We start from the raw sequence: 25,812 nt of genomic DNA on the forward strand, positions 1-25,812 counted from the left end.
TGGGTCTCAACAGGTTCACGGTGTCCTCCGTAGGGTGATCGGGGCGCCGGGCACCGCGCGAGGGCCAGGCGGTGGGGGAGAGAAGGGGGTGACCGCGGTGGCCAGCGCGGCGGCGACGGCCGGCCCGTCGAGCGCCGCGGCTTCGACGCCGAGGCCGGACAGGGCACGCACGGCGGTGTCGGCCGCGTGTTCTCCGGTGACGACGACCAGGACCTGTCGGCGCAGCGGATCACGCTCGTGGTCGAGGTCGAGGAGGAACTCGGCGTAGTCGTCGGCGGCGGCCTGCAACGCCGGATGCGGCAGGCGCGGCGCGTGGTCGACGGTCGCCTGCGCGTACACGGTCAGGTCGTGCCGCTGGGCGGCCACGACGATCTGCGCAGGCCCGGTCAGGCTGTTGAGGAACCGACCGAATCCGTCCAGCAATGCTGCCTGCTCGCCGCCGGTACGCAGGTGGATGTTCGTGGTGCCGCAAGCGATCACGACCTTGTCGCTGCCCTCGCTGGTGAGCACGCCGTTCGGGCTGAGCGTCGTGACCGGAGAGCGCAGCGGTGCCGGGACGCTCGACTTTCCGACCACGTCCGCGACCGCGCTTTCCCGCGCCGTCCCGGGCGCGAGCGTGCGCGGGCTACGGGACAGCATCAACCCGTGTCGCAGCCACACATCCAGCGGCAGGCCGTCACGGCGGCCGAGCGCCACCACGACGGTGCCTGCCATCACGACGACCCCGGCGATGATCCAGACTGCTGGTGGGAGGAGATGTCGGAAGGCGCGGTAGAGACCGAACCCGGCCAGGCTGACGCCGCCGATGATGCCGAGCTGCCGGAACGTCAGCCCGAACGCGATACGGTCGGGCTCGTTGACGTTGGCCGGGACACGAGCTCTGTAGGGCTCGTCGTAGGAGCTCTTTCTCGGGTTCATTGTTCGTTACACACCCTTTTCCATGCATTGGTGGACCATGAGTTGCCAGTGCTGTTCGCCGTCCGACTGAAGGGCGTGCTGGTGTTCTTGTGCGAGATCGACTGCGGCAAGCGGCGGATCTCCTTGCCGCAGTCGTGGACCGGCCGCGGTTCGCAGGCTCAGCCGAACCGGCTGGCGGTGGATGGGCTCACCGCAGCCCGAGAGTTCGTCGACGCCCTCGCAGCCCGGCTGCGCGCCGCTACCGGAGATGAGCAACAGTCCAATCTGTTGTGAACGGTGGGGGATCATTGGCCGGACGGCGCGGACGAGGATGAGGCGTGGGCGCCGGCTGGGACCAGGTCGAGGCCGTGATGGCCGTGGCGAAGATGGCCGCCGCGGTGCTGCAGGCTCAGGTAGGTCGCGGTGAAGGCGACGTCGAAGATCACCGCGTCGCCTCGCGGCAGGCTGGCGGTGGTGTACGTCCGCCAGTCGACGTGCTGCAGGTCCGCATTCACGGCGAGCCCACCAACGCCAGTACGGGTTGGCCGCGACCGCGGTGGAAATGGGCTGGGCGCCCGGCGGGGTACTGACCATCCACGCCGACCTTGGCGTGTCCGGCCGGTTCGGCGCTCAACGTAACGGGCTCACCGAACTGCTGGCCCAGGCCTGCCGGGCGAGGTAGGCACGATCTTCGGCCTGGAAGTGTCCCGGCCCGCGCGCTCGTCCGGCGAGTTAGCCCGGCCGCTGGAGCTGGCCCGGCTCACCGACACGCTGCTGGTCGACGCCGACGGCGTCTACGACCTGTCGGATGTCAACGACCGCCTCCTACCCGGCCTCAAGGACAGCATGAGCGAGGGCCGAACTGCCCCTGCTCACCGGCCGTTTGCACGGGGCGAAGCTGGCCGCCCCGCTTCGCGTGAACTGCGCCCCCCATGTCTCCCAGCTGCCACCGCACCGTCGGATGGGCCTGTCTCACCGCCCGGAACAGTCGGGTGAGCACGAGATGGGCCGCGAGGATGCACCAGCCGGGATCTCCGTGATCATGGCAGTCTTACCGAGGCGGTCCCGACAATCGGAGGCGACGATATGACCGGCTGGTCGGCGATGGCGGGCACCCACCAGTTCGTCGTGCCTGACGACACACACGCTCACGAGCTGGCTCAAGCCTTGGCGTCGCACGGTTTCGCCTATGTCACGGCCCGGCCGTCGCCTCGCGGCGGATGGATGGTGAGCGCCGTGGATGAAGGGCCGTATCCGGTCTCCGTGACCGGACATCGGACGATCGACGCGGTCGGGCGCGCCGCTGCCGTCATCGCCCGTCAGCACGGCGGCTACCCGGAGGGCGGAAGTCGCTGCGACGTGAGCATGGTGCAGATCCTCCGCGGTCCCGATGCGCCGATCGTGTGCACCAACCCCGGCGCACGGCCCCCGACGCCCAGCATCGTGGTCGTCAACCCACCACCGGCCGCACCGCTGGCCTTGACTCCCGACCACGCTGAGGACACGCCCATCGACTTGTCTGACCTGGACGAGATCCCATGGACAGAGCTCAGCCATGCCCACGGCAGCGCGGAGGACATCCCCGACCTGCTGCGGGCACTGGCAGACCCTTTCGGCGAATGGGACCAGACCCTGGACGAGTTGTTCGGGGACAACCTGCTGCACCAGGGAACCTGCTACTCGGCTACCCCGCCCGCGCTGCCGTTTCTCACGCGCATGATCACGTCCCGGGCGCTGCCCGCCAAACAACGGCTCGATCTCTACGCATGGCTGCTGGTCGCCGCTGACCGATGGGCTGACGAACTGCTCGCCGACGCAGACCGCGCCGCAGCCGAGGGCCGTCCGCCCCAACCAGCAGCCTGGAGCCTGGACGTCCACTTCAGCGTTGACGAGCAGGTGCCGACGTTGCTCACACGCTGGGAGACCGAGCCACCCGCGGTGAGATTCGTGCTGGCCTGCCTGGCTGCCCTGTTTCCCCACCACGGGCGTCAGATCGGCGATCAGATCACCAGCATGGCGCAAGAGCTCGACGGCACCCAACCCGGCGCATACCTGCAGCTGGCCGAAGCACTCGTGCAAACCCGCGACGGCCAGGCACTCGTCGCCGCGACGGACATCGTCGCGTGGGAAGACAGCCACGACCCCGACTGGCTGAACGCACCCGATCTGGCCGTCTCCGTCAAGGCGGGACACGTCCTCGCCGAAGGAGCACTACGCGCTCTCAGCAACACCGAGTAGGCCGATACGCCCCGGCTTCGAACCAAGTCCAGCCCAATCCCACCAACGACCGCAGAGAGGGTAGTACGCGGCGTCCGTCTGGACGGGCGGCCCGCGCAGTGGTGTCGTCGTCGGTCATCGTCCGCCTCGCACGGCAGCAGTGAGCCGGCCGAGTGGCAGGCGCCGGCTTGCCCCCTGGATGAACACCGCTCGTAGCAGCATCCCGCCGGCGCTCGGTGGCCCGGCCCGGGGCACGTAGCGGCCCATCATTCCGGGGATCTTGATGGTGACCCAGAGCACGACGATGACGAGCATGAGGTTCAGCGCGTCCGAGCCGGGCAGGCCGAGTAGGACCGGCAGGTTCGAGCCGGGGTCGGTCAGCAGGTTGATGCCTGCCGAGAACGCGACCGCCTGCAGCGTGGGGGTGGCCAGGCAACCGAGCAAGGTGCGCCACCAGAGTTGCGCGGCGCCCTGCGTCCAAGGTGTGGCGTAGCAGGCGAGCGCCACCGGCGCGATCCCGGCCAGGATGATCAGTACTCCGATCCGAGCGAGCCAGCTGCCGACGAGCATGAACATCAGTACGACGATGAGCAGCCCGACGATGGCCATCAGGAGGGTGGCGCTCTCGTCGGTCATCGCCGAGGTGATGCGGACCTCGACGAAGTTGACGGCCTCGGTGGTCGGCGCGGCTGTGCCGATCATCGCCACCGTCAGCGCGTTGGCGATGTCGATGAGCACGCTGGTCAGCGGAACCGCGAATGCGGAGAGAACGAATCCGACGACGAGCCGGGGGACCAACTCCTTGACGCCGTAGCGCATCTCGACCGAGTCGGCGGCCATCGTGGCGACGCCCACGGCGATGATCGCGATGACGAAGCAGGCGTTGACGACCAGCGCGCTTCTGCCGGCGATCGACGTTACCTGCGGCAGGACGGTGACGTCCGGCGAGACGAAGATGGAGGAGGCCAGAAAGGCGAGCAGGCCGCCGAGAAGGTCGACGACCTTCTCGGCGAGCCATCTGACCAGACCGTTCATCACGTGGTTGGTCATGACGGATGCCTCAGCCGCCGAGGATGCCCTGCAGCACCTGAAGGATGACCGGGGCCAGCACAGCGAGGGCGTAGCCGATCAGCGCGGACTTGAAGTTGCCCTTCGCTTGTTCGACCTGGGCGGGGTCTCCTCCGGCGGCCATGTACCGAAGGCCGCCGATGACCAGGAACATCGTCGCGACCAGCGCGATGATGCCCATGATCCAGCCAGTGATGCCGGAGATGACATCGTTGATGCTGTTGGGCGGCTTGGGCATGGGCGTGGGGGTGGCGGCGGCGAGATCAGACAGGACTGACAGAGCCAGGTGCATCGAGCACTCCATGGAGATCTGCGGGCCGCCGCGGTGGGGACCGGGCGAGGGTCCGTGTGGTCCGGTGGGGGCGCTCCTCCCTTGCCTCATACGAAGGGGGGTGCGGTGTCAGTACGCCGCGCCAGCCATGCCGGACCAGTGGCCTCGCCGGAAAGAGTGGTCCCCACCGGGCGGGCATGCCGTGGATGACATGCACTGCTCAGATCTCGGCTGTCAGGTCGATCGAACCCGCTGCCTGCCTGTCACGCCCTGACAAGACCGGTCGCGATGCAGGTGGTGATGCCGGGGCGCCGCAAACGCGAAGAGGCCGCCCCGGGCGAGCCTCGGGACGGCCTCGTGTCGAGATCTTCAGGGGTGTTGTCAGGCCGCCATGGCGGTTTCGCGGCGGCTGAACGAGCGGATCGGGCTGGACAGGTCGCCTCGCGAGACAGCGGCAGCCACGATGCGCTCGGCACGACGGCGGCGCATCCGCAGGACCGAGGCGGTCACGCCCCGCTCAGCGGCCAGGTGCTCGATCAGCGCGTCGCCGAAGCGGGTCGCACTGATCAGTTCGGCGGCCTCGGCCGAGATCAGACCGGCGGTGACTGCCCGACCGAGCAACAGGTCCGGGTGCCCGTACGGCATCCTCGGCGAACGCGAGCCGGTCGACAGATCGGTCGGAAGTTCCTCGCCGTCGTCGGCCTGGACGACTGTGGCGCCAGCGCGCCAGGCCGCCCAGCACAGCCGTAGCCATAGCCGGGGCGGGGCGAGGTCCGCCGTACGCAGTGCCTGAAGGAATCCGGCCAGGACTTCGGAGTCCACGTCGTCGGCGTGCCGGACGTGGCCGCGACTGATCTTCGCCGCAAGGCGCGTCAGCGCGGGCAGCGCCACGCCGATCGCACCGACAACCCAGGCCGGTCCCCATTCGCGGGCGTGGTGGGCGAGTTGCCGCCACAGCTCGTCGGTGGTGTCGCTGTCGTAGCGCTCGAAGATCAGCAGTTGGCGCAGCTCGTCCAGCGGCATCGTCGTGGCCGGCAGTCCCGGCACCGGGCGTGCGTCGAACACCAGCGGTGCGGGTTCGCAGGTCAGTAACTCGAATGCCTTCTCGGCGGTGGTCAGCGCCGTGCCGGCCGTCCTCGTGCGGGTGGTCGTTGCCATGGTGATGTCCCCTTCGAAAAGAGCACTCCGCCGGTGTGTGGAGGCCCGTGATCTCGATTGGGGCAGCCCGATCTGACACCAGAGGCCGTTGCCAGACTGAGGCAGGCCGTGTCCGGTTCTGTCAGGTTCGCCGCCGTCAGGACGGCCCCGCGCCCGCCGGCCTCAACTGTCAGACGGTCAGGGGCTACGGGTCCTGTCAGACCGGGGGCGGGTTCGATCGGCCTGTCAGCAGCGCACTAGGGATCGTCAGTACGCCCTGCCGGTCCGGGGGCCACCGTGCCCATGACCGATAGAAACCTGCGCCGCGCGCCGGTCCCCGTGGGGGACGTGGTGCCCGGCGACCCGCCCGTGCCGATCACCGTCTGGCCGGTCCCCGCCCCGCAGGGAGGCGAGACCATGTCCAACGCGATGGGCGTGCGGCTGGTCCACAACCTCACCCACCCGTCTGATCTGGTCATCGACCTGGCCGTGGGGCCGCAGCTGGCCCGCGCGGTCATCGCCGCGCACCGCCGCAGCCACCTGCACCCCTCCCGGCCTCTCGGCTGGGGCCGGGAGGCGGCGGCACTGATCGTCACCGGCTGGCCGGTCGACGACGCTGCTTCACCGGTCGAGTTCTTCGTCCGTTGCCGCGCAAGCCTCATGGCGGGCGGCTGCGTGGCGGTGCTGCTGCCGCACGGCGACGTCGTCGCACCAGCCGATGTCGTCGTCGCCGCCAAGCGGGCCAGGCTGGCGTACCTGCAACACGTCGTGGCGGCCGACCGGCCGCCTCGGCGTGGCCAGCGGGCGCAGCTGGACATCCACACCGACGTGCTGATTCTGACCCGGAGCGCGACGGAGATCGGGGACACCGATGACTGAGCCCCTGCCGGTCACCTCGGTATGGCTGACCTGCCAACAACCAGCCCGGGACCAGCGGCGAGGCCGCTACGTCCCGGAAACCTCCAGCCATCCCGGAAAGATGCTGCCCCACCTGGCGGCGCACGCGATCAGCTCGTACACCGCGCCCGGCGACCTGGTGTTCGACCCGATGTGCGGGTCCGGCACCACGCTGGTCGAGGCCGTGCATCTCGGCCGACAGGGGATTGGTATCGACATCGAGCCCCGGTTCACCGCGTTGGCCCAGGCCAACGTCGCCTTCGCGGCCTCGCAGGGCGCCTCGGGCACGGCACAGGTGTTCACCGGCGACGCCAGGGGCCTGCTCGATCTGGTGCCCGCGTCCGTGGTCAGTCGGGTGAGCCTTGTGCTCACCTCACCGCCTTACGGGCGCGGGACCCACGGCCTCGTGCGCACGACAAGTACCGGGGTACGCAAGCGGGACCACCACTATGGGGACCGGGAACGAGGCAACCTGGCCTACACGGGTTGGTCGCGCCTGCTCGACGGATTCGCCGTGATCCTGGCCGCCAGCTACCAACTGCTGCGCCCTGGCGGAACCGTGGTGATCACCTGCCGGCCGGTACGTCGCCAGCGGGACGACCTGATCGACCTGCCCGGCGAGCTGCTGGCCGTCGCGCAGTCGGTCGGGCTGACCCCGGTGCAGCGGTGCGCGGCGATGCTCGCCGCCGTTCGTGACGGGCAGATCGTGCACCGGGCCAACATGTTCGGGCTCCTGGCTGTCCGCCGTGCCCGCGACGAGGGCATCCCCGTGCATCTGGTGGCACACGAGGACGTGCTGGTCCTGCGTCGCTGCTGACCAACACCGTCCGCGACGTTCAGGGACCCTGAACGTCGCGGACGGGTCCCAGAAGCGAACCGCCATGGGCGTACCGCAGTTCTGCTGTGAGCGCTGCGACGGGCAGACCTGACAGGAGGGCGGGCACTGCCGGGTTGTCAGTTTCCGTCCGGAGACCGAACCTGACAGCCCAGCCGCCGGGGCTGCCAGCACGGCTAGCCTGAACGCTCACTCCCTTTCTCCACGTGCCTCCGATCTGACGCCTCCCGCGACGGCATCGCGCCCACCTTCCCGGTCGGCCGCCGCCGCCAGCCTCGGATCTGGCACGACAAGCACGCCCTTCGCCAATGCGCTCGGGGCGCGGCACCCCCATCCCTTCACGCGGTCGTCCTTCGGGACGGCCGCGTTCTGCATGTCCCCGAGGAGGACAGATGCTCTACCCGAAACACCGCGGCATTCGTGCCGACCAGCACAGCGTCACCCCACCCGGCATCCTCAGTGGTGTCGGCCCCTTCGTCGGCCCGAACAGCGGAACCCGCCTGGCCCACCTCAAGACGACGGCCGCACACGACGAGTTGGTCACTGACGCCCGGCCCTCGACCGTCGTCGACCGGGCGGTGCGGCGATGACCGACGAGAGCATGGCGATCCAGATCCGTACGCTGCACGCCGAAGCGGCCGCCGCCGTTGAGCAGCGGCAGTCCCTGGCCGACGAAGCCCGCTCCGCGCTCATCGACGCGCTGCAGAGCGGGCTGATCTGCCGGCCCGGCTGCGAAGACGCCCTAGCCACCTGGGGGTTGGAACCTCTGCCGGAGCGGTGGACCGTATCCGCCGAAGCGCAGCTGTCGCACACGCGGTCGCACACCGACCTTCACGAGGCCCGCGAGCAGGCCCGCTTCGGAGTGCCGGACGAATTGCGCCACCTGCAGCCGGCAGTCGCGGTCTATCCGGAACACGTCATCGACGTGACACCCGTGCCCAGCGAAAGCGATCAACCCGGGCCGCAGCAGTACCGCATCACCGTGCAGGTCAGGCTCCAGACCTGGGCCACGGCGACCCGGGAGACCGACGCGCACGAAACCGCACGCGCGATCGTCGAGAGCCGCCTACCTGCGTTGGCTGACGCTGACATCACGGTGACCGGCCTGACGTGGCAGGCCCCCGGGGGACTTGACGACGTCCCACGGGGCGACGTCGACGCACGCCCCGCAGACGGCCCAGCGGAGTGGACCGGACTCGCCGACGACCTCCACACGGCGACAGCGACGCGCGACGCGGCGGTGCAGGCACTCGCCGACCTGAGGCGCAGCATCCGCACCCGAGCGATTCGTGCCCTGATCGACGATGAGTTCGGTGGCATCTACCAACACATGGCTGAGCGGGTCGAGGGGTTCTTGGTCGACCTCGGGCTCGACCGGCTGCCTCGGGCGCACCAGGTCACGGTGACCGCCGACCTGACGTTGCCAGCCGGCCCCGGCACGGTCCAGGACGCCTGCGACGCCGCACGAGACGTGATTCGGGCGGCCACCAGCGGCAGTCCGGACGAGACACGGCCGTGGACCGCGTACGGCTGGGCCCTCCCCGAGTACGCCACCGTCGACCAGGACGGCTGGCGGATGCCATGCCGGTACGAGTACGAGATGCGGCTCCGCGGCCACGCCACCGCCGACGAGGCGACCGCGACGGCTGAAGCTCTCGTCCGCGCCGCCATGGCCCGTGCGCTGCCGGACTTCGACCACCACCTGATCACGGTGACCGCCAGCGTCGAGAGCGTCGGTGTCGACCTCTACCTCAACCCCGACCTCGACTGAAACCTGTCCTCTGCCGCCCCCGAGATCCGCACTGGAGATTCTCATGTCGTTCATAAACAACAAGCTGACCGTACGATCCCCAGGCGACCTGGTGACCGCGGTGCCGTACCTGCTCGGCTTTCGACCCAGCGACGGCAGCATCGCCGTGATCGCCTGCAGGGAGCGTCGGATCATCTTTGCCGCCCGCGGCGATTCGCCCGCCGTCGACGCCCCCGCAAGCCATCTTCTCGACCTCGCCACCTACCTGGTCTCGGTCGTGTCGCAACAGCAGCCGATCACCGAGCTCATGATCGTCGGATACGGGAGCGCCGACCGTCTCGACCCGGCGCTGACAACCATCGCCGAGACGTTCACCACCGGCGGAATGACCGTCCGGGAGCTGCTGCGGGTCACCGGCACCCAGATCTTCAACCTCACCTGCGACAACCCAGCCTGCTGCCCACCACATGGCACCCCGTTCGACCCCACCACCTCCCTCGTCGCGGTGCAGGCAACCGCTGCGGGACTGGTCGCGCTACCGGACAGGGCAGCCGTGGCAGCCCGCTTCGCGCCCGTCGCCGGGGCCGGCCGCGACGGCATCCGCCGGGCCACCAGGGCGGCAGCCACCCGCTTGAAGGCGCTGAGCGCCGCCGGGAGTAGAGGCGGGGACGAGGCCGGCGCACAAGCGGTCCGCGACGCGTTACGACAGCACGACGGCGGGGAGCGTCTCACCGACGAGGAGGTGGCCTGGCTCACGGTGCTCCTCAAGCGGCCTTCGGTGCGCGACCTTGCCGTGGACCTCACCCTGCCGCACGACGGGCACGTCACGTTCTGGGCCGACGTCACCCGCCGTGCCGAGGAAGCGCTCGTTCCTGCACCGGCCACCCTGCTTGCCGTCACCGCATGGCGCTGCGGTGACGGCGCCCTGGCTGCCATGGCAACCGAGCGGGCCCTGCAGGTCGACCCCACATACCAACTCGCCGAACTGTTGCAGCAGGCGCTGCACGCCGGGCTCCCGCCATCGGTGTTCGAGCAGGCAATCGCCACCGACGCGACCGACCCCGGAACCAAATAGCCGAAGCCCTTCGACACCAGGAGGAACACGATGGATCCCACGCGCCGCATCCTGCTCGCCCTCGCGAGACAGGCCGAAGAAGCTCGGCTGCGCTGGCACGCCGATCGCGCCGCCGTGCGGGCTCGCGGCGAGACGCCGGCCCGCGCTGAGGCCTACGCCTACCACGTCCAGGCCAACCTCTGCCTGACCACGGCGATCAGCGCAGCGGACCTTCCCGCGAACTTCCGCCTCCACGACGTGACGCTCTCCCGTGACCCCCTCGCTGCGGCTGAGCAACTGCGTCAGGGCGCCACCGCCTACGACCACAGCGGCCCGATCGAGGCCGCACACGAGGCAGCACGCCTCGCGTACAAGGCGGCGTTCGCCGAACCCGTCACCGCACAGGAACAGCAGTTCGTTGAGCTGCTCGCCGGCCTCTCCACCCCGCGCCGCGACAAGATCATTGAGCTGGCCGAGGAGCGCGCAAGCCAGCCCGGATCGTGAGGCCCGGTCGATCGGCTGGCAGACCGGCCTTCGTCAGCCGCCTGCTGTCGCTCTGCTGACGGCGCCTCTCATGTGAGAACCACGGCCGCGACCCGGCCGGCACATACAGAAAGAACGGCCCGCCCTCAAGGCGGGCCGTCGTCGTATCAGGACCCGGGACGCCCCGCCTCGACAACGTGTGCGTCCCGGGTTCTCCCTGAACTGGAGGACACCAGTGTCCCTACCACTGATCATGATCGCCACCGCCTTGGTGGCGTTCATCCTCGGCAGCCTCACCATGTGGCCACTCATCTGCCGACTCGGCGACCGACTCACCGACGCTCTCTGGCAGCTGGAACACGACCCGGCCACCGGCTTGCTCAATCGCGCCGGACTGCGCGCCGCTCACGCCTCCCTCGCCGAGGCCCACAGCGCCGGGCCCATCATCGTCGTCCTGATCGACCTCGACGACTTCAAGTCGGTCAACGACACCCACGGCCACGGCCGAGGAGACGACGTCCTGGTCGAGATCGGCGGGCGCATCCGCGCCCTCGTCACACTTCTCGGCGGCACAGCCGCGCGGCTTGCCGGTGACGAGTACGCAGCACTGCTGCCCGTCCGCACCGACGGCCTGGCTCGCATCGCCGACACCATCGTGAAGCTGTGCTCCAAGCCCGTCGAACTCACCGCGGACGGCGAACCCCTCGCGGTCACCGTCACCGCCAGCGTCGGCCTGGCGCTTGCTGAGGCCACCGACCCGTTCGAAGAGGCGGCCCTACGCCGGGCCGACATCGCCATGTACCACGCCAAACACCACGGTCGAAACCGCCACGCGATCTACGAGCCCGGCATGGCGATGCCTGCCCCCGACGTCCGTCGAGGGCCTCGCCTGCGCGACCGAGGGCAACCGAATGGGGAGGCGACAGCATGACGTCCGCCCACGAGGACATGGCCTGCGGGACTTGCCTCTCCCCGCTGAACACCACCGGTATGCCGCCCACGTACGCGCATCCGGCCCAGGTCGCCACCGACGGACACCAGCCAGTACCCATTCCCGTCAACCAGCTCGACGCGGTGCGCCGCACCTGCGACTTCTGCGGGGACCCCCACCCGACGTGGACGCTCCTCGGCGGCGAGGTCGCCGCTGTCCTCGTCGGCGAAGCCGGGGGACTGGTGCAGAACTTCGGTGACGCATGGGCGGCGTGCGCAACCTGCCAGACCTACATCGACGAAGGCAGAAACGACAAGGTCGTCGACCGGGCCGTACGGGCACTCGGGCTCGGCAACCACATGCAGGCCCGAGAACGTATCGAGCAGCTGCACCTGGCCTTCCTGAACGCTCGGGTCCCGGGACGAACGCTCATCACGACGACCGTGTGGCCCGCCACCCTGATGACCGCCAGAGAGTTGCCCAAGGTGCGCGACCGGCTCGCCCGCTTCTACCGGGGCGACGACGGCCTCCCCGGCACGCTCACCAGCACCGACTCACGTCAGCAGATCGCCGCCGGCCTGGACCGGTCACGCCTGTTCTGGATCGACAGCGACTTCACCGACCTGGCCGAACACGCCGCAGAGCTACTTCCCGCGGTCACCGTCAGCCGCGACCTCATGCCCTCGACGGACGGACTGCTCGTGTGGTCACGACCGGTGACAACGCGACAGATCACCGCCGTCTCCTGGACCGCCGACGGCGACGGCTGGCAACTGGTCAACTACCGAACAGTCGGCGGGGGACTGGACGGGAAGCCGCTCCAGCGACTCCGCGAACACGTGGGCTGGCTCGCCCCGGTGAGTACCGACCAGGTTCACGAGCGGCGCGTGCTGCCTGGCGACCACCCAACGGCAGCACTGCTCGCGACGTGGCTGCTGATCGCGCAGCGGGCCGCTGAATTCCGGGCGGCAGAAATCGACAAGGCCGTCCGCAAGATGTACGCCCGGAGCAACCGGCCTACGCCCGAGGTGCAGACCGTGCACATCCGCGCCAACAGCAGCACCAGACCGACCAGCAGCCGAGTGGCGCCAGGGGATTCGGGGCGCTCCCAAACCAACCGGTTCTGGGTGTCCGGCCACTGGCGCAACCAGCCCCACGGGCCAGGCAGGGCGCTCCGACGCCCCGTCTACATCAACCCCTTCCTCAGGGGCCCCGAGAAGGCACCGATCAAGCTCAGCACCACCGTGCGCATGCTGAGCAGTCGCAAACCGGAGCGAAAAGATCGTGAGTAGAAGCTGCTGACGAGGTGGGGCAGGGGCAGAGGTCCCTGCCCCACCTGCGCTTCCTGGACCGGGGCTTCGCCCGCATCCGCTCCAGTAACGGCAGGACCTCCTGCGGCACCGCCAACATTTGGTTGTTTGGATGCCGTCGATGGCCAGTTCCTTCGAGGGGGTGACGCCCTTGACGGTGGACGGGGGCCGGGTTACGACATTGTCGGCATCTGCCGACACCAAATCCGACAAACCTGGACGCCCGTGAGCTGTCCCGTAGGGTGCTGCCATCGCACAATGGACCGACCGCCGGACGCGCTGGCAGGGCGCGTGACCCTGGCCCTGGCTGCGTTCGGCAGCGGCACGCGGCGCTGGTAGGACCGGGATCGGCTGACGGCTCCGGTCTGGATGCGTCGTCCCGCAGCGTCTGCAGGAGGAGGTTAGCGACAATGGCGAATAGCGACGAGACCAAGACCGCCCGCTGTGCGCTCGGCCGCCAACTCGCCGAGTTGCGAAAGGCCGCCGGACACACCCAGCACGGCCTCGCCCGGCTCGTGCAGTATGGCCGCAGCTCCGTGGCTAGCACCGAGACGGGGCACCAATACCCCGACCGGGAATTCTGGGTTCGCTGTGACAGCACTTTGCAGACCGGGGGCAAGCTCGTTGCCGAGTACGACCGCATAGCCGAGCATCGTCGCCGATCTGCCCTGCAGGTGGTGGGCCCCGCGTCGAGGCCGATGGCGCTCTCTCCCACCAGCTTCGACGCACCTCGCGCGGATGACGCTGCTGGTCTCTGGGAACACGTGGACAGCATCGACGCCCGTCGACTGGCGCTGAAGGCCGCTGTCGACGACGACGCGCGCCTGTCGTACCTCGAAACGGAGATCCGCCAGGCGATTCATGACAACGAACGCCTCGCGCCGGCCATCCTCACGACGCGTATGCGACCGTTGCGCGCCTACGTCGACCAACTCATGGCAGGCCGGCAACACCCGCCACAGCGAGCTCGGCTCTACACCGCCGCCGCCCACCTGTCCGGGCTTCTCGCCGCCCTCGCCTTGGACCTCGGCGCTTTCCGTGTCGCGCACGCCTACGCCGCTGAAGCCTTCGACCTCGCCGACGCCGCCAGCGAGCCCGAGACGCAAGCGTGGGCGCGGGCGACCCAGAGCTTGATCGCCTTCTACACCGGCGAGTACCACGACGCCCTGGCCTACGCTCAAGACGGGCTGCGCCGCGCCGGCACGAGTCCGCAGCGCATCCGCCTTACGATCAATGGACAGGCACGGGCCCTCGCCCGGCTTGGCGACCGCTACGGCGTCGACAGCGCCGTCGACCGAGCATTCGCGATGCTGTCCGACCATCCATCCGTCACCCAGGTCAGCACGAGCCTTGCTCTTGGGCCGTACTGCGAGGCCCGGACAGCGGCCAATGCGGCAACCGCCTACCTGGCCCTCGGCCGCACCGCAGACGTCGACGATCACCTCACCGTCGCCATCGCCGCGTTCGACACGGCCGGGCTACGCGGTCCGCAGGCACTGAGCCGCCTCGACCTGGCCACCGTGCACCTGCACACTGATGACCCCGAACCCGAACAGGCAGCTACGCTGGCGATGCAGGCGCTCACCCTCACTGCCGATCAGCGCCTCGAATCGGTTCACCAACGTGCTCGCCAGTTCCTTGCCGTCGCCCGGCCGTTCGCCCGTCAACCGCAGCTGCGACAGGTTGCGGATCTCCTCGCGGAGCGCACTCAGGTCAGCATCGCGACTCCTCCGGCTCTACCATCGCCATCATGACCAGTCGGGAACTGGCCAGCCTGAACCAGCGCTGGGCCGCCTACCGGGAACTACCCGAGCTCACCGGCCACTGGTACTGGCGCCCGGGCTGGCGAGCCGATCGCCAGTTCTACACCTGGCATCTCACGTTCGAGCACCAGCCCGAACTCCATCACCTCGTCACCGACCTGCAGCGGCACCTGATGATGCCGGGGCTGGACCTGGTGCCGCTCGATGGCCTGCACCTGACGATGCAGGGCCTCGGCTTCACCGACGAGGTCGACGGCTCGGACCTCAACGCAATCGTCGCCGAAGTTCGGCAACGATGCGCCGTCCTGCCACCGCTGGAACTGTCTCTCGGCCCCGTCGACCCCGACGCCGAAGGAATCGGCATGCTGGTCCAACCCTGGGACCGCGTCGAGCATCTTCGCGCCACCATCCGGGACGCTGTCGCTGCGGTGTGGCCAACCGTTCCCGAGCCGGCGGACGGCTTCCGACCGCATGTCACCATCGTCTACAGCGGCTCAGCAGCGCCCACGGATCCGATACGCGCTCGGCTGGCTGACCTTCGTGACAGGCCTCCGGCCCGAGTAACGATCAGCGAGGTTCGGCTGATCGCGTTACGTCGAGACGACCGCGCCTACAGCTGGGCGACTGCGGCAACAGTGCCTCTGGCCGGATGATCCAGGCGCCGTCCCTGGATCGCTCCGCGTCGGCCCATCATCGTTCCGCATTGCGTCAGCTTCTTTCCAAGAACCACCCGAGATTCGATCGCTGCGTCGGGCGTCGGTTTTTCGCCAATCGTGACGGAAACGGCTCGGATCATGTCGAGGGTCTACCCTCGACGGGCCGGTAGGCGAAGCTAATGGTGATCGTCTTTAGCCGGCTCGCGCCAAATCCCGCAGCGCAACCGTCGTTGCCGGCAGGCATGCTGCACTGATTCTCCAACGCCAGTAACAAGCTCCCTCCAGCGTCATCGAATCGTCGAGACTTCTCCGACGACAACCGACGGCTGTCCTCTCTCAACATAATGCGGCAGGGGTGGCCGGAGGCAATCGTCTGATCCCGAGCCTCAGGAGCTGCGGAAGCGTCAGGCGATGTCGGCAAGATGTCGGAACGCGGCGGCAGGGGTGGACGACATCAATGGGTTCGATCTTTAGTTATTTGCAGTAGAAGTTATGGGCGATGAACTTGTTCGTCGCTCGCCAATTCGTCGACTTGCCCGCAGGGTGGCCCCTGCGCCTGACCGGGCGGGGCGCGGTCGGTGCCGGGGAGGGCCGACAGTGCGTCCAGTGCGTCCCATTGAAGGAGGTAGCGCCGATGCGGCACAAGTGGTTCGCCCCCGCCAGCGACGGCCAAACCTACAGTCCCTTCGGCATCGATTGCGAAGGCGCCGCCGCACCGTCCGGGCGCCGCAGCGGCCGGGCCCTCACACAAACGACCGGACCCGACGAGCAAACGAGCCCCGCACTCGTAGAACCCAGCTCTAACTACCGAGTGGTCCTCGACCAGATGCAGACCGTCCCGCCGCCGCGCGGGCGGCCGATGCCGCGTCTTCATGAGGGACGGTCGACGTGAACCGGGCAGTCGCGGTCTTTCAGGTCGTCGCAGTCACCCTCTCGCAGTTCCGCACCGACCTGGCGCACCTCAGGGTTTGCGTTGCCGCGCTACGTCAGTATGCGGGCGCGGCATGAGTCGGTGCGACGAGCCCTGCGGCCCAGCCGACAGGTATGCATCCGCGCGCATGACTGAAAAGCAGCACGCCGATGGTCGTACCTGCTTCCACTGCAAGCCCGACGGCAGCTGTGAACAGAACGCCTGGGCACACCAGGAACTCGCCCGCCATCCCGTCCGCCGTCCAGAGACTGCGGCCGCTGAAGGCCCCTCGACGAGTGCCCCAGAAAGGTCAGCCCCGTGTACACACATCCCGGCGTAGCCGACGAGGCCCCTCGGCATTTGGGCGGTCAGCCCGCCGCGCCGCAGCGTCACGTCCGAGCTGTAGGCAACGCGCCTGCTGGGCCGACGCTGCTCGCCGACGAGTTCTGGTTCATGGCCCACGACGACCAGAATGGCCGGCCACGCCTGTTTGAGTCCGCGCTGAACCACGGCCTGGCCGCCGCGTTGCTCGCCGAGCTGTACGGCGAAGGCCGGATCACCTTCAAGCAGGGGCGAATCGAAGTGCTCCAGCCCTGGCCGCCGAGGGACTGGCTGCAACACGTCGTCCTCGACCGGCTGATCGCACAGCGGCAGCACAACGACACCCGGACGTGGTTGGCGTTCCTGGCCACCACTGCCAGCGAGCAGGTCACCGACCGCATGTGGCAGGTCGGGCTGCTGCGTCAGCAGCAGGTCGGCCGGCTGTGGCGTCAACGCACCATCCACGTGCCGACCGACATGAACGTCGCTGCTTCGTCGTGGGCGCGGCTGTCGGTCGACCTGCGCTTCACCCGCCGCCTCAACTCCTTCGACGTGGTGCTCGCGGGCCTGGCCTTGCACACCCAACTGGACAGGGCCCTGCTCGACGGTGCGTCGCTGGCCGTCCGTACCCACTTGCGTCAGGTGGTCGCGCAGGCCCCGCAACCGGTGCGCGACCTGCTTGCCGACCTCGGCAGCGCGGTCGGCGGAAGCGTCCTGAGTCACCGCACCTGACGTGCGGTCGATCCCACCATCCCTCTCGAAAGAGGCTTCATGCGTACATCGAAACCCGACACCGTCTCGGCTGTGCTGGCACGCGGCCGTCTCGGGATCCCGTCCGTGGTGTTCTTCGTCATCGCCGCGGCGGCGCCGCTGACCGTTGTCGCTGGTGGCGCGACCACCGGGTACGCCGTCACCGGCGTCGTCGGCATCCCCGTGTCCTACCTTGTCGTCGCCGCGATCCTTGCTCTATTCGCCGTGGGCTACGTGGCCATGTCCCGACGCATCGTCAACGCCGGCGCGTTCTACACCTACGTGACGCACGGCCTCGGCAAGCCGGCCGGCGTCGCCACCGCCTTCGTCGCGCTCCTGGCGTACAACGCGATGCAGATCGGCCTCTACGGCGGGTTCGGCGCGGTACTGGCGCAATTCCTGCAGGACCGCTACGGCTGGAACATCACCTGGTGGCTGTGCGCGCTGGCCGCCTGGGCTGCCGTGACCGTTCTCGGGCTGTTGCGTATCGACCTCAACGGCAAGGTGCTGGCCGTCGTGCTCGTCGCCGAGTGCGCCGTCGCGGTCGTCTTCGACGTCGTCATGGTCAGCAACCCGGCCGCCGGCGGTGTCAGCTTCGACACCCTCGCCCCGTCGCACATCTTCGCCGCCGGCATCGGCGCGGCGCTGGTCACCGCGATCACCGGTTTCGTGGGCTTCGAAGGCACCGTCGTGTTCAGCGAGGAGACGAAGGACCCGCAACGCACCATACCGCGAGCCACATACATCGCGGTGGCGGTCATCGGCCTGCTCTACGCGCTGTCCGCATGGGCGATGTCCGTCGCCACCAGCCCCGGCAAGATCGTCGACGCCGCCCGCGCCGACGGTACTGACCTCATGTTCAACCTGGTGTCGCCGCACCTCAGCACCAGCATCGTCACCCTCGGCCGGGTCCTGTTCATCACCAGCCTGTTCGCCGCCCTGCTCGCGTTCCACCACACCGTCGCCCGGTACCTTTTCGCCCTCGGCCGCGAGCGGGCCCTACCCGCGTGGCTGGGGCGTACGAGCCGCCGCACCGGCGCACCGAAGGCCGGCTCGATCACCCAGAGCGTCATCGCGGTAGCCGTCCTCGCAGGCTACGCGGCGGCGGGCGCCGACCCGATCGTGCACCTGTTCTTCTGGATCACAGTCACCGGCGGCCTCGGTGTCCTGATCCTGATGACCGTCACCTCCGCCGCGGTGGTCGCCTTCTTCGCCCGCACCCCGCACCACGAAGGCCTATGGCGCACCGCGATCGCGCCGCTGGCCGCAGCCGGCGCGCTGGCCGCCATTCTCGTCGTCACCATCCAGGAATTCGACGTTCTGCTCGGAGTCGCCGCGACGTCGCCGCTGCGCTGGTGGTTCCCCGCCGCCTACGGCATCGCCGCCGTCGTCGGCACCGTATGGGCAGTCACCCTGCGCGCCACCCGCCCGGACGTGTTCACCGCGATCGGCCTCGGTGCAGATAGCGCCACCGCACCGGTTCGCACCCCCGACGCCACCCGCCAGCCGGTCTGAGCAGGAGAGTCCATGCAGACGAACAGCACCATCACCGTCCGCCAAGCCACACCCGACGATGCCGGCGCCCTCATCACCGTACTCGTGGAGGCGTTCCTCGACGGACCCGTCGCGGACTGGCTCGTGCCCGACCGCAACGACCGCCGCGCGGTCTACTCCCGGTACTTCGAGCTGATCTTCAAGCACGGGCTCCGGCACGGGCGAGTGGACACGACCTCCGACCTGTCGGCCATCGCGATCTGGTACTCCCGTGACGAGGCCCCCCTGGCAGGGGCGCCCGACCACTACTACGAGGTGGAGAAGGCCACCGGCAAGTACGCACCGAAGTTCTTGCTGCTCGACGCCATCTTCGAAACGCACCACCCACTGGCCCCGCACGACTACCTCGCCTATGTGGCTGTTGACCCGCGGCACCAGGGCCGAGGCGTCGGCTCTGCGCTGCTCGCCACCGCGCACCAAACGCTGGACGGGGTTAACCGGGCGGCGTATTTGGAGGCCAGCAACGCCCGCAACCGGGATCTGTACCTGCGCCTCGGCTACCGCCAAGGCGCCCCGATCCATCTGCCAACCCAAGGACCGCTGATCTGGCGAATGTGGCGCGGCCAACCGACCGACGGTACCCCCGCGCCGTTCCCGACGGACCTCCTACCGCGTAGGCGGCCACTGTGAGCGGGTCCGCTTCGGGCATCCGCCGGGCGACACCCCAGGACGTCGCCGCGATCACGGTGCTGCTGGCCGGCGCACTCGACGGCGACCCCGTCGTCCAGTGGCTACTGCCCGACCCCATAGAGCGCGTCACCGTCCTGCACCGCCTGCTCGCCGTCGACGTCGACCACGCGATCGAAACCGGGACCGTCGACGTGACACTGAACCTCTCGGCGGTCGCGGTATGGCGCAGACACAACCCAGAAGCCCCGCGCTGGCCGCTCGGGGACCACCATTTGAAAACCTTCGCCGGCACCGCAGCCCACCGCCTGGCGGAGCTCAACTCCGCCATCGACAGTTACCGATCATGGGCGCCGCACCACTGGCTGTCGTGGCTCGCCGTGCACCCCGCCTACCAGCGACAGAGCCTCGCCGGCGAACTGCTGCGCCGACACCACCCCGTCGTAGACGGCACCGGATGGCCGGTCTACACCGTGGTAACTACCGAAGCGGCTCGGGACATGCTCAGCCAGCAGGGATACCACGTCGCCATGCCGCTGAACCTGCCCAGCGGACCGAAGCTCTGGCCCCTGAGCAGAAGGGCCTGCCCGGTCCGCCCGACAGCCGCTTGCCGCCACTGCTGATCAATGCGTCCCGCCGATCGGCGCCAGGCCGCCGCCATTCTCCGGCGCCGTATCGCCACCACCCAGGGAGGAACCACAGCATGCTCATGCCCCGACAAAACGCTCCCACCCGCCTTGTGGCGGGTCTTCTCGGCAGCGTCCTGCTCACCGCCTGCCAGTCAGGCCCGCCAACCGGCCGGTCAACGTCAACACCAGCAACGCAACCGCAACCGCCCACCCTCTTGCCGCCCTCGGTCGACACCGGACCGAATCTCACCGCGCAGCAACGCCTGACCGCCTTGGCCGCCAGCATCGCCGCCACCCCCGCCGACGACACCACCGACCGGCCCTACACCTACCTACACCTGCAGACGTGGAACCGCGCCACCAACGCGATCACCCGCACCGACCTGCGACGCTGGCGACGCGGCGCGGACAACTCCGGACGCGAGACCACCCGCCGCCTACCGGACCTGCTCGGCGTCGACCACCACCCCGACCCCGACGAGCGAGAACTGTTCGCACACGCCCCACAGAAGACCACCCAGTACGGGCGGGGCACGCTGCGCCACTACCTGCCCGAGCCGCCGCCCACCGACCCCACCGCACTGGCCCACGCACTCGCGCCACCGATACTGGCGAAGGAACCCGCGTACCCCCTCCTGCTCGCCTCCGGCATCGTCGGCCTCGCCACCAGCCAATACCTCAACCAGGAACAACGGACGGCGACCCTGCGACTCCTGGCCGGCATCCCCACCATCACCTACCAGGGCAAGACCACCGACATCGCCGGCCGCACAGGCCTGGGCTTCGCAGTGACGGCCGACGAGTCAACCTGGCAGCTGATCTTCGACGGTCGCACAGGCGAACTCCTGGCCGCCCACGAACGTGTGACCGGCAAACGACCGGGCCTGTTCTCGTACGTGCTCATCCTCGAACGCGGCCACACCACCACCGACGCTGACTTGCCCGGAAACCACGTGGGCGACGTCCTCCGAAGCACTGCCCAGAACGCTGCCAGGACCGCAGGGCTGGTCTGATGAAGCGGCTACGTATCGGCTACAGCTGCTGGGGCTTTCTGGGCGACGGCGTGGTGGATACGCCCGACGGCTCGCGGTCATATCGCCGGCCGCTGCTCGACGAGCTGCAAGCCGCCGGCCACCGGGTCACCTTGCTGCAGGCCAACCGCGACCTCACCGAGGCTGGCCTGGACCTTCGTAACTACTACGATTTCAGCGACGCGGCGCCCGACCTCGACGTGGTGATGTTCGAATGGCGGTGGCCCCTGCCCGGGCGCAACACCACGGCGTGCGAGTCGCCTGGGCACACCTGCGATCTGCACCGGCAGACCGAGCTGATTGAGCGCTACACACTCGCCGGCGTACCAACCGTCATCTGGGACCTGGACCGGCAACTCCGCGCGGATGACCCACTGCGCAGACTACCGAACGTTCGCGTGTGCGAGTTCGCTGTCCGGCCCACACCCGGCGGCACCACCATGCTGTGCCCGGTACCCGACCAGCTACTCGACAAGGCCGACGCATTCGAACTGGCCAGAATCCACCGTCCGCTGTCACTGGTCTACATCGGCAACCAGTACGCCCGCGACGACGCGTTCGACCGCTACTTCGCCAAGGCCGCCACACACCTCAGGCACCAGGTCGCGGGAAAGTGGACCCGCGTCGACGCATGGCCACACGTCAACTTCACCGGCCGGTGCGCCTTCAGCGAGGTCGACGCCATTCACCGTCGGGCCCTCGCCACGGTCATGCTGCTGCCGCAGCGGTACGCCCGAGTCGGGCACGTAACGCAACGCCTGTTCGAGGCTCTTCTGGCGGGGTGCCTGCCGCTGATGCCCGCCGACGTCGTCGACGGCGAGAACTTCGTGCCCCGCGAACTCATCGTCGCCGACAGCCACGACGTCGTGAAGCGCGTCGAGCACCTGCAGCGCATTGCCGGCACGTTGGAGCACGCCGGTCAGCTGTGGCGCGCTCTGCAGTACCTCCAACCGATGCGGCTGTCCCGCCAGGCAGCCGTACTCCAAGAGGTCATGTCCGACCTCACCGCCAAGTAGGGGAGACGCCCATGGTCTTCGGACCCACGTACACCAACCTCGAGCAGGCGTACCTAGCCGTGCTGAACGAGGTGGCCAACCGGCATCAGTTCGACACCGCCGGCCGCGGCAAAGACGCCATGGAGGTGATCAACACCAGTTTCACCATCACCCATCCGACCGACCGGATCCTCTACCTGGCCGCCCGCAAGGCGAACATCGTGTTCAACCACGCCGAAGCCCTGTGGTACCTGACCGGCCGCGACGACGTCGACATGATCGGCTACTACGCACCGAAGCTGCAGGCGCTGTCCACCGACGGCATCAAGCTCACCGGCACCGCGTACGGGCCGAGACTGTTCCGCACCACCCGACCCGACACCCGCAGCCAGTTCGACCGCATCGAGGAACTGCTGCGCAACGACCCGGACACCAAACGGGCCGCGATGCCCATCATGCGCCCAGACGAGCTGGTCGACCCGGCCAACCCCGACGTCGCCTGCACCCTCGGCCTACAGTTCCTCCTGCGCGGCGGCGAGCTGCACATGTCGGCCTACATGCGAGGCAACGACGCCGTCATCGGCCTGCTCGGCGACACCTTCGCCTTCACCTTCATCCAGGAATTCACCGCCGGTCGCCTCGGCGTGCCCGTCGGCACCTACTCCCACCACGTCGGGTCGATGCACGTCAACAAACTCGACGCCGGCAAGGTCCACGCCATCCTCGACGAAGCCGCGCTGCCCGCACCCCGCCGCCACTTCCACATCGACCCCATGCCCCCCACCAGCTGGGACGACATCCGCGAGGTCGCTCGCTGGGAAGAGCTCCTGCGCACCGACCACGATCAGCTCACCCCAGACGGGCTCGCCAACCTGCCCATCGCACCGTACTGGCGGCGCATCCTCGCGCTGTTCGAGGTGTACCGGCAGATCGTGCACCGGCCCGGCACGGCGGTGACCCAGGAAGCCGTCGCCGAGCTGCACCCCGGACACTGGTGGCTGGCCGCCGAAAGCTGGCCCAGCCGCGTACCACCGCTCGTGTCCACCCGGCGGCCGTGATGGGCATTCCCGTGAACGTCGACTGGTCCCGGTGGAGCGTCATCCTGCTCAAGCCCGACTGCGTCCGCCGAGGCCTTACCACCGAGGTTCTCGACTGGTGCAGCCAGCTCGTCACCATCATCGACCGGCGCATCGTCATCCCCACCGAAGACCAGGTCTTCGCCCACTACGACGACATGCTGCCGCTGTCCGACCAGCTCGGCCGCGACGTGCCCGCCGAGCTACGCCGCATCTTCATCGGCAACCGCGTCGGCGTCGCGCTCGGCTACGGCCAGGACGCGGCGCCGAGACTGCGGCGCATCGTCGGCCCCACCGACCCCGCCAGCGCTGCTGCCACCACCGTCCGAGGCCGGTACGCCAAGGACAGCCTCGACAAGGCCATCACCGAAGGCCGCCTCGTCGACAACCTGATCCACACGTCCGACACCACCGACGTCGTCGAGCGTGACTTCCACATCTGGTACGGCCCCGAACACGCGCACCTGCTGCGCGAGCCCACCCATGGAGGCACCCGATGACCCTCACGCCCACCGACCTCACCGGCGGCCCCCGATACCTGCCGCTGCTGGCTGCGGAGAAGCAGGCCACGCTCGACCCGTACATGGCCCAGTGGGCGGGCTACCGCAAGTCCGGCCTGTCGCTGAACCACATCATCGGCTGCCCACTGGACTGCGGGTACTGCGTCAGGCACTTCTGGGGCAACTTCGATGTGAAGAAGCCACACCTGCTGGTGCCCACCGACGAGGCGATCCTCGGGCTGATCACCCACGAGGCGTTCCGGCCGCACATCACCCCAATCCAGCTCTTCAACAAGGCCACCGACCCGTTCCTGCCCGGCGTCAAACCCCACCTCTTCCAGGTACTCCGGGCCCTCGACGAACGCGAGTACACCAACCACGTCCTGATCATCACCCGTTTCAAGGTCACCGCCTCCGACATGGCAGCGCTGGAAGACCTGAAGCATCTGAGGGTCACCCTGCTGTTCACGTACTCCGGCATCCAGGACGACCGGGTGGAGCCGATCACGAAGAGCGCCATCACGATCAACTCGATCTACACCGCGGTCGCGAACAAGAAGCGCACCGGCGTGGTCTTGTACTGGCGGCCCATCGTCCCGGGCTGGAACACCGCCCCGGAGACCATCGACCACGTCCTGGAGATCGGCGGCGACGTCGACGCGATCGTGTTCACCGGCTACTACCACAAGCCGGAGAACGCCGAGTACCTGCGCTCCCTCGGCGTTACTGTGCCGTACGGTGACGACTACGCCCGGCGCAAGACCATGCCCGCCGACATCGACGAGCTGATCGTCAACGCCTGGCAGACATCCGGGATCAGCACCCCGCTGTTCCGCAAGACCTCCTGCGGCGTCGCCTACGCCCACGGCGTCGCCGACTACAACGGCCACTGGGGCGTACGGGAAATCTGCGACATCTGTCCGCAGAAGCAGAAAGACCTGTGCATCGCCGACTACAAGGAACCCACCGAGCAGGAGGTGCTCCAGGTCCTCGCCCAACTCGGCTACGACAGCAGCGTCCTCGTCGAGCCAGGCCACGTCTGGACCCACGGCCTGGGCGAGCAACGCCGGTACGCCGTCCAGCACGCCATGCGCCACCAGATCTGGGAACTCGACCAGCCCCACTTCCTGCACGCCCACGGGCGCCAACTCCTCGGCCACGAGATAGACCCGCAGCAAGCACAGGAGTTCGAAAACGTGCGGGCGGCGTTCGCACACAGCGCGCAGTACGAAGACGACTGACCAAGGAAGACGAGCATGAGCGGCAGCCCGAGCGACCCATGGACCCTCGCACACCTTGTCGCGATCGACCTGGAAGGCACCGGACCCCAGGACGGCGACAACGAGGCAATCCTGGAGATCGCGGTCGTTCCGATCATCGCCGGGCTGCCGCACCTGCCCACCGCCCTGAACACCCTCGTAAACCCCGGCCGCCCCATCGGCCGCCGGCCCTGGCTGTCACCCGACCTCACCGACACCGCAATGCGTACCGCGCCGGCCCTCGCCGACATCGCGCCGGCTCTCGCTGCCCGGATCAACGGTCACTACCTCGTCGGCCACAACGTCACCGTCGACTGGCGGCTGCTGCACCGACGCCTTCCCGAGCTACGCCCAGCCGGCCTCATCGACACACTGCGTCTATCCCGCGCGCTCACCCACGGCCATCGACACAGTCTGGGTGCCCTGATGGATCGACTGAAACTTGCCGCCGCCGTCAACGCCGCTGCCCCGGGCAGCCAGCCGCACCGGGCGCTCTGGGACACGGTCGCCGCTGCATTGCTGCTGCCTGCACTGATCAAGCAGCGATGGGAGCGCCCCCCGGTCCTGGGCGAACTCGTCGCCAACGCTGGCGTCCCGATGGACACGCGGATGGCCGGTGATGCTCCGCCCCTCCAGCAACCGGGACTGTTCTGATCCTGAGAAGTCCAGGTGGTGGATGGGCTACATCGGCCCCGGGTACCAGGGCCGCCAGTCATCGGCCGTGTCCTCGCGCACCTGGCGGGTGCACTCCGCGACTTCCTCCTCCACGCACGTCGGCGTGTCGGGCCGGGTCGGACGGCTCTCACTCCGGCGACGAGAAGTCGGCCGCGTCAGGAGTGTCGTATAGCTCGCAGTGCTGCTCCCGCCAGCGCTGCAACGTCGCAGCTTCGA

General features: G+C 68.7%; 27 protein-coding genes. 22 read left to right on the top strand and 5 right to left on the bottom strand.

The features are described from left to right. Positions 1 to 15: 15 nt before the first annotated feature. On the bottom strand, positions 16 to 918 hold the full coding sequence (locus ACPXCB_RS19705; RefSeq protein ID WP_425877091.1) for a PrgI family protein: 903 nt from the start codon (positions 916 to 918) through the stop codon (positions 16 to 18). Positions 919 to 948: 30 nt separating this feature from the next. Between ACPXCB_RS19705 and ACPXCB_RS19710 the strand changes: the two genes are divergently transcribed. Beyond that, positions 949 to 1,191, top strand: coding sequence for a hypothetical protein (locus tag ACPXCB_RS19710; RefSeq protein ID WP_425877092.1), 243 nt, complete (start codon positions 949 to 951; stop codon positions 1,189 to 1,191). 11 nt (positions 1,192 to 1,202) lie between these two features. On the opposite strand, the gene ACPXCB_RS19715 is transcribed toward ACPXCB_RS19710, so the two are convergent. Beyond that, a complete protein-coding gene (locus tag ACPXCB_RS19715; protein ID WP_425877093.1) occupies positions 1,203 to 1,412 on the bottom strand; it encodes a hypothetical protein in 210 nt (69 codons plus the stop codon). A 571-nt stretch (positions 1,413 to 1,983) separates the two neighbouring features. Here ACPXCB_RS19715 and ACPXCB_RS19720 point away from each other — a divergent pair. After that, entirely contained in the window at positions 1,984 to 3,135 is a 1,152-nt protein-coding gene (locus ACPXCB_RS19720; RefSeq protein ID WP_425877094.1) for a hypothetical protein, read from the top strand. Between the two features lie 114 nt (positions 3,136 to 3,249). Here ACPXCB_RS19720 and ACPXCB_RS19725 read toward each other — a convergent pair whose 3' ends face one another. From ACPXCB_RS19725 to ACPXCB_RS19735, 3 genes are all read right to left on the bottom strand, one after another. Next, entirely contained in the window at positions 3,250 to 4,164 is a 915-nt protein-coding gene (locus ACPXCB_RS19725; protein WP_425877095.1) for a conjugal transfer protein TrbL family protein, read from the bottom strand. 10 nt (positions 4,165 to 4,174) lie between these two features. Further along, on the bottom strand, positions 4,175 to 4,474 hold the full coding sequence (locus ACPXCB_RS19730) for a pilin (protein WP_425877096.1): 300 nt from the start codon (positions 4,472 to 4,474) through the stop codon (positions 4,175 to 4,177). 360 nt (positions 4,475 to 4,834) lie between these two features. Continuing rightward, a complete protein-coding gene (locus tag ACPXCB_RS19735; RefSeq protein ID WP_425877097.1) occupies positions 4,835 to 5,611 on the bottom strand; it encodes a hypothetical protein in 777 nt (258 codons plus the stop codon). A gap of 282 nt (positions 5,612 to 5,893) precedes the next feature. Here ACPXCB_RS19735 and ACPXCB_RS19740 point away from each other — a divergent pair, with 282 nt between their 5' ends. The 20 genes from ACPXCB_RS19740 to ACPXCB_RS19835 all read left to right on the top strand — a co-directional run bounded on the left by ACPXCB_RS19740 (position 5,894) and on the right by ACPXCB_RS19835 (position 25,575). After that, the gene (locus ACPXCB_RS19740) at positions 5,894 to 6,469 is read left to right on the top strand and encodes a hypothetical protein (protein ID WP_425877098.1); all 576 of its coding nucleotides are present in this window, start codon (positions 5,894 to 5,896) and stop codon (positions 6,467 to 6,469) included. Then, entirely contained in the window at positions 6,462 to 7,304 is an 843-nt protein-coding gene (locus ACPXCB_RS19745; RefSeq protein ID WP_425877099.1) for a TRM11 family SAM-dependent methyltransferase, read from the top strand. Before ACPXCB_RS19740 ends, ACPXCB_RS19745 begins: the two co-directional genes overlap by 8 nt. 410 nt (positions 7,305 to 7,714) lie before the next feature. Beyond that, the gene (locus tag ACPXCB_RS19750) at positions 7,715 to 7,912 is read left to right on the top strand and encodes a hypothetical protein (RefSeq protein ID WP_425877100.1); all 198 of its coding nucleotides are present in this window, start codon (positions 7,715 to 7,717) and stop codon (positions 7,910 to 7,912) included. Then, the gene (locus ACPXCB_RS19755) at positions 7,909 to 9,093 is read left to right on the top strand and encodes a hypothetical protein (RefSeq protein ID WP_425877101.1); all 1,185 of its coding nucleotides are present in this window, start codon (positions 7,909 to 7,911) and stop codon (positions 9,091 to 9,093) included. Before ACPXCB_RS19750 ends, ACPXCB_RS19755 begins: the two co-directional genes overlap by 4 nt. Before the next feature lie 43 nt (positions 9,094 to 9,136). Then, positions 9,137 to 10,147, top strand: coding sequence for a DUF4192 domain-containing protein (locus ACPXCB_RS19760; RefSeq protein ID WP_425877102.1), 1,011 nt, complete (start codon positions 9,137 to 9,139; stop codon positions 10,145 to 10,147). Between the two features lie 30 nt (positions 10,148 to 10,177). Next, positions 10,178 to 10,630 (top strand): hypothetical protein, encoded by a 453-nt coding sequence (locus tag ACPXCB_RS19765; RefSeq protein ID WP_425877103.1) that lies wholly within the window; start codon positions 10,178 to 10,180, stop codon positions 10,628 to 10,630. A 214-nt stretch (positions 10,631 to 10,844) separates the two neighbouring features. Beyond that, positions 10,845 to 11,540, top strand: coding sequence for a GGDEF domain-containing protein (locus tag ACPXCB_RS19770; RefSeq protein ID WP_425877104.1), 696 nt, complete (start codon positions 10,845 to 10,847; stop codon positions 11,538 to 11,540). Next, positions 11,537 to 12,832 carry a hypothetical protein gene (locus ACPXCB_RS19775; RefSeq protein WP_425877105.1) on the top strand — a complete coding sequence of 432 codons (1,296 nt, stop codon included), beginning with the start codon at positions 11,537 to 11,539 and terminating at the stop codon, positions 12,830 to 12,832. The genes ACPXCB_RS19770 and ACPXCB_RS19775 overlap by 4 nt, the downstream gene beginning before the upstream one ends. Before the next feature lie 428 nt (positions 12,833 to 13,260). Next, positions 13,261 to 14,604: a helix-turn-helix domain-containing protein gene (locus tag ACPXCB_RS19780; protein ID WP_425877106.1), complete on the top strand. Its 1,344-nt coding sequence runs from the start codon at positions 13,261 to 13,263 to the stop codon at positions 14,602 to 14,604. Then, positions 14,601 to 15,266 (top strand): 2'-5' RNA ligase family protein, encoded by a 666-nt coding sequence (locus tag ACPXCB_RS19785; protein ID WP_425877107.1) that lies wholly within the window; start codon positions 14,601 to 14,603, stop codon positions 15,264 to 15,266. Before ACPXCB_RS19780 ends, ACPXCB_RS19785 begins: the two co-directional genes overlap by 4 nt. 1,231 nt (positions 15,267 to 16,497) lie before the next feature. Next, positions 16,498 to 17,232 carry a GOLPH3/VPS74 family protein gene (locus ACPXCB_RS19790; RefSeq protein WP_425877108.1) on the top strand — a complete coding sequence of 245 codons (735 nt, stop codon included), beginning with the start codon at positions 16,498 to 16,500 and terminating at the stop codon, positions 17,230 to 17,232. 39 nt (positions 17,233 to 17,271) lie between these two features. Further along, on the top strand, positions 17,272 to 18,765 hold the full coding sequence (locus ACPXCB_RS19795) for an APC family permease (RefSeq protein WP_425877109.1): 1,494 nt from the start codon (positions 17,272 to 17,274) through the stop codon (positions 18,763 to 18,765). A 12-nt stretch (positions 18,766 to 18,777) separates the two neighbouring features. Further along, the gene (locus ACPXCB_RS19800) at positions 18,778 to 19,434 is read left to right on the top strand and encodes a GNAT family N-acetyltransferase (protein WP_425877110.1); all 657 of its coding nucleotides are present in this window, start codon (positions 18,778 to 18,780) and stop codon (positions 19,432 to 19,434) included. Then, on the top strand, positions 19,431 to 20,054 hold the full coding sequence (locus ACPXCB_RS19805; protein ID WP_425877111.1) for a hypothetical protein: 624 nt from the start codon (positions 19,431 to 19,433) through the stop codon (positions 20,052 to 20,054). The genes ACPXCB_RS19800 and ACPXCB_RS19805 overlap by 4 nt, the downstream gene beginning before the upstream one ends. A gap of 80 nt (positions 20,055 to 20,134) precedes the next feature. Beyond that, the gene (locus ACPXCB_RS19810) at positions 20,135 to 21,073 is read left to right on the top strand and encodes a hypothetical protein (protein ID WP_425877112.1); all 939 of its coding nucleotides are present in this window, start codon (positions 20,135 to 20,137) and stop codon (positions 21,071 to 21,073) included. Beyond that, a complete protein-coding gene (locus ACPXCB_RS19815; RefSeq protein ID WP_425877113.1) occupies positions 21,073 to 22,107 on the top strand; it encodes a hypothetical protein in 1,035 nt (344 codons plus the stop codon). The genes ACPXCB_RS19810 and ACPXCB_RS19815 overlap by 1 nt, the downstream gene beginning before the upstream one ends. Positions 22,108 to 22,118: 11 nt before the next feature. Next, a complete protein-coding gene (locus ACPXCB_RS19820; RefSeq protein ID WP_425877114.1) occupies positions 22,119 to 23,144 on the top strand; it encodes a thymidylate synthase in 1,026 nt (341 codons plus the stop codon). Then, positions 23,144 to 23,662: a nucleoside-diphosphate kinase gene (locus ACPXCB_RS19825; protein WP_425877115.1), complete on the top strand. Its 519-nt coding sequence runs from the start codon at positions 23,144 to 23,146 to the stop codon at positions 23,660 to 23,662. The genes ACPXCB_RS19820 and ACPXCB_RS19825 overlap by 1 nt, the downstream gene beginning before the upstream one ends. Further along, positions 23,659 to 24,903 carry a hypothetical protein gene (locus ACPXCB_RS19830; protein ID WP_425877116.1) on the top strand — a complete coding sequence of 415 codons (1,245 nt, stop codon included), beginning with the start codon at positions 23,659 to 23,661 and terminating at the stop codon, positions 24,901 to 24,903. The genes ACPXCB_RS19825 and ACPXCB_RS19830 overlap by 4 nt, the downstream gene beginning before the upstream one ends. Positions 24,904 to 24,918: 15 nt before the next feature. Next, entirely contained in the window at positions 24,919 to 25,575 is a 657-nt protein-coding gene (locus ACPXCB_RS19835) for a 3'-5' exonuclease (protein ID WP_425877117.1), read from the top strand. The last annotated feature ends 237 nt before the right edge of the window (positions 25,576 to 25,812 follow it).

The sequence above is a fragment of the Micromonospora sp. DT62 genome (genome assembly GCF_049847285.1).
Lineage (GTDB): Bacteria > Actinomycetota > Actinomycetes > Mycobacteriales > Micromonosporaceae > Micromonospora > Micromonospora reichwaldensis.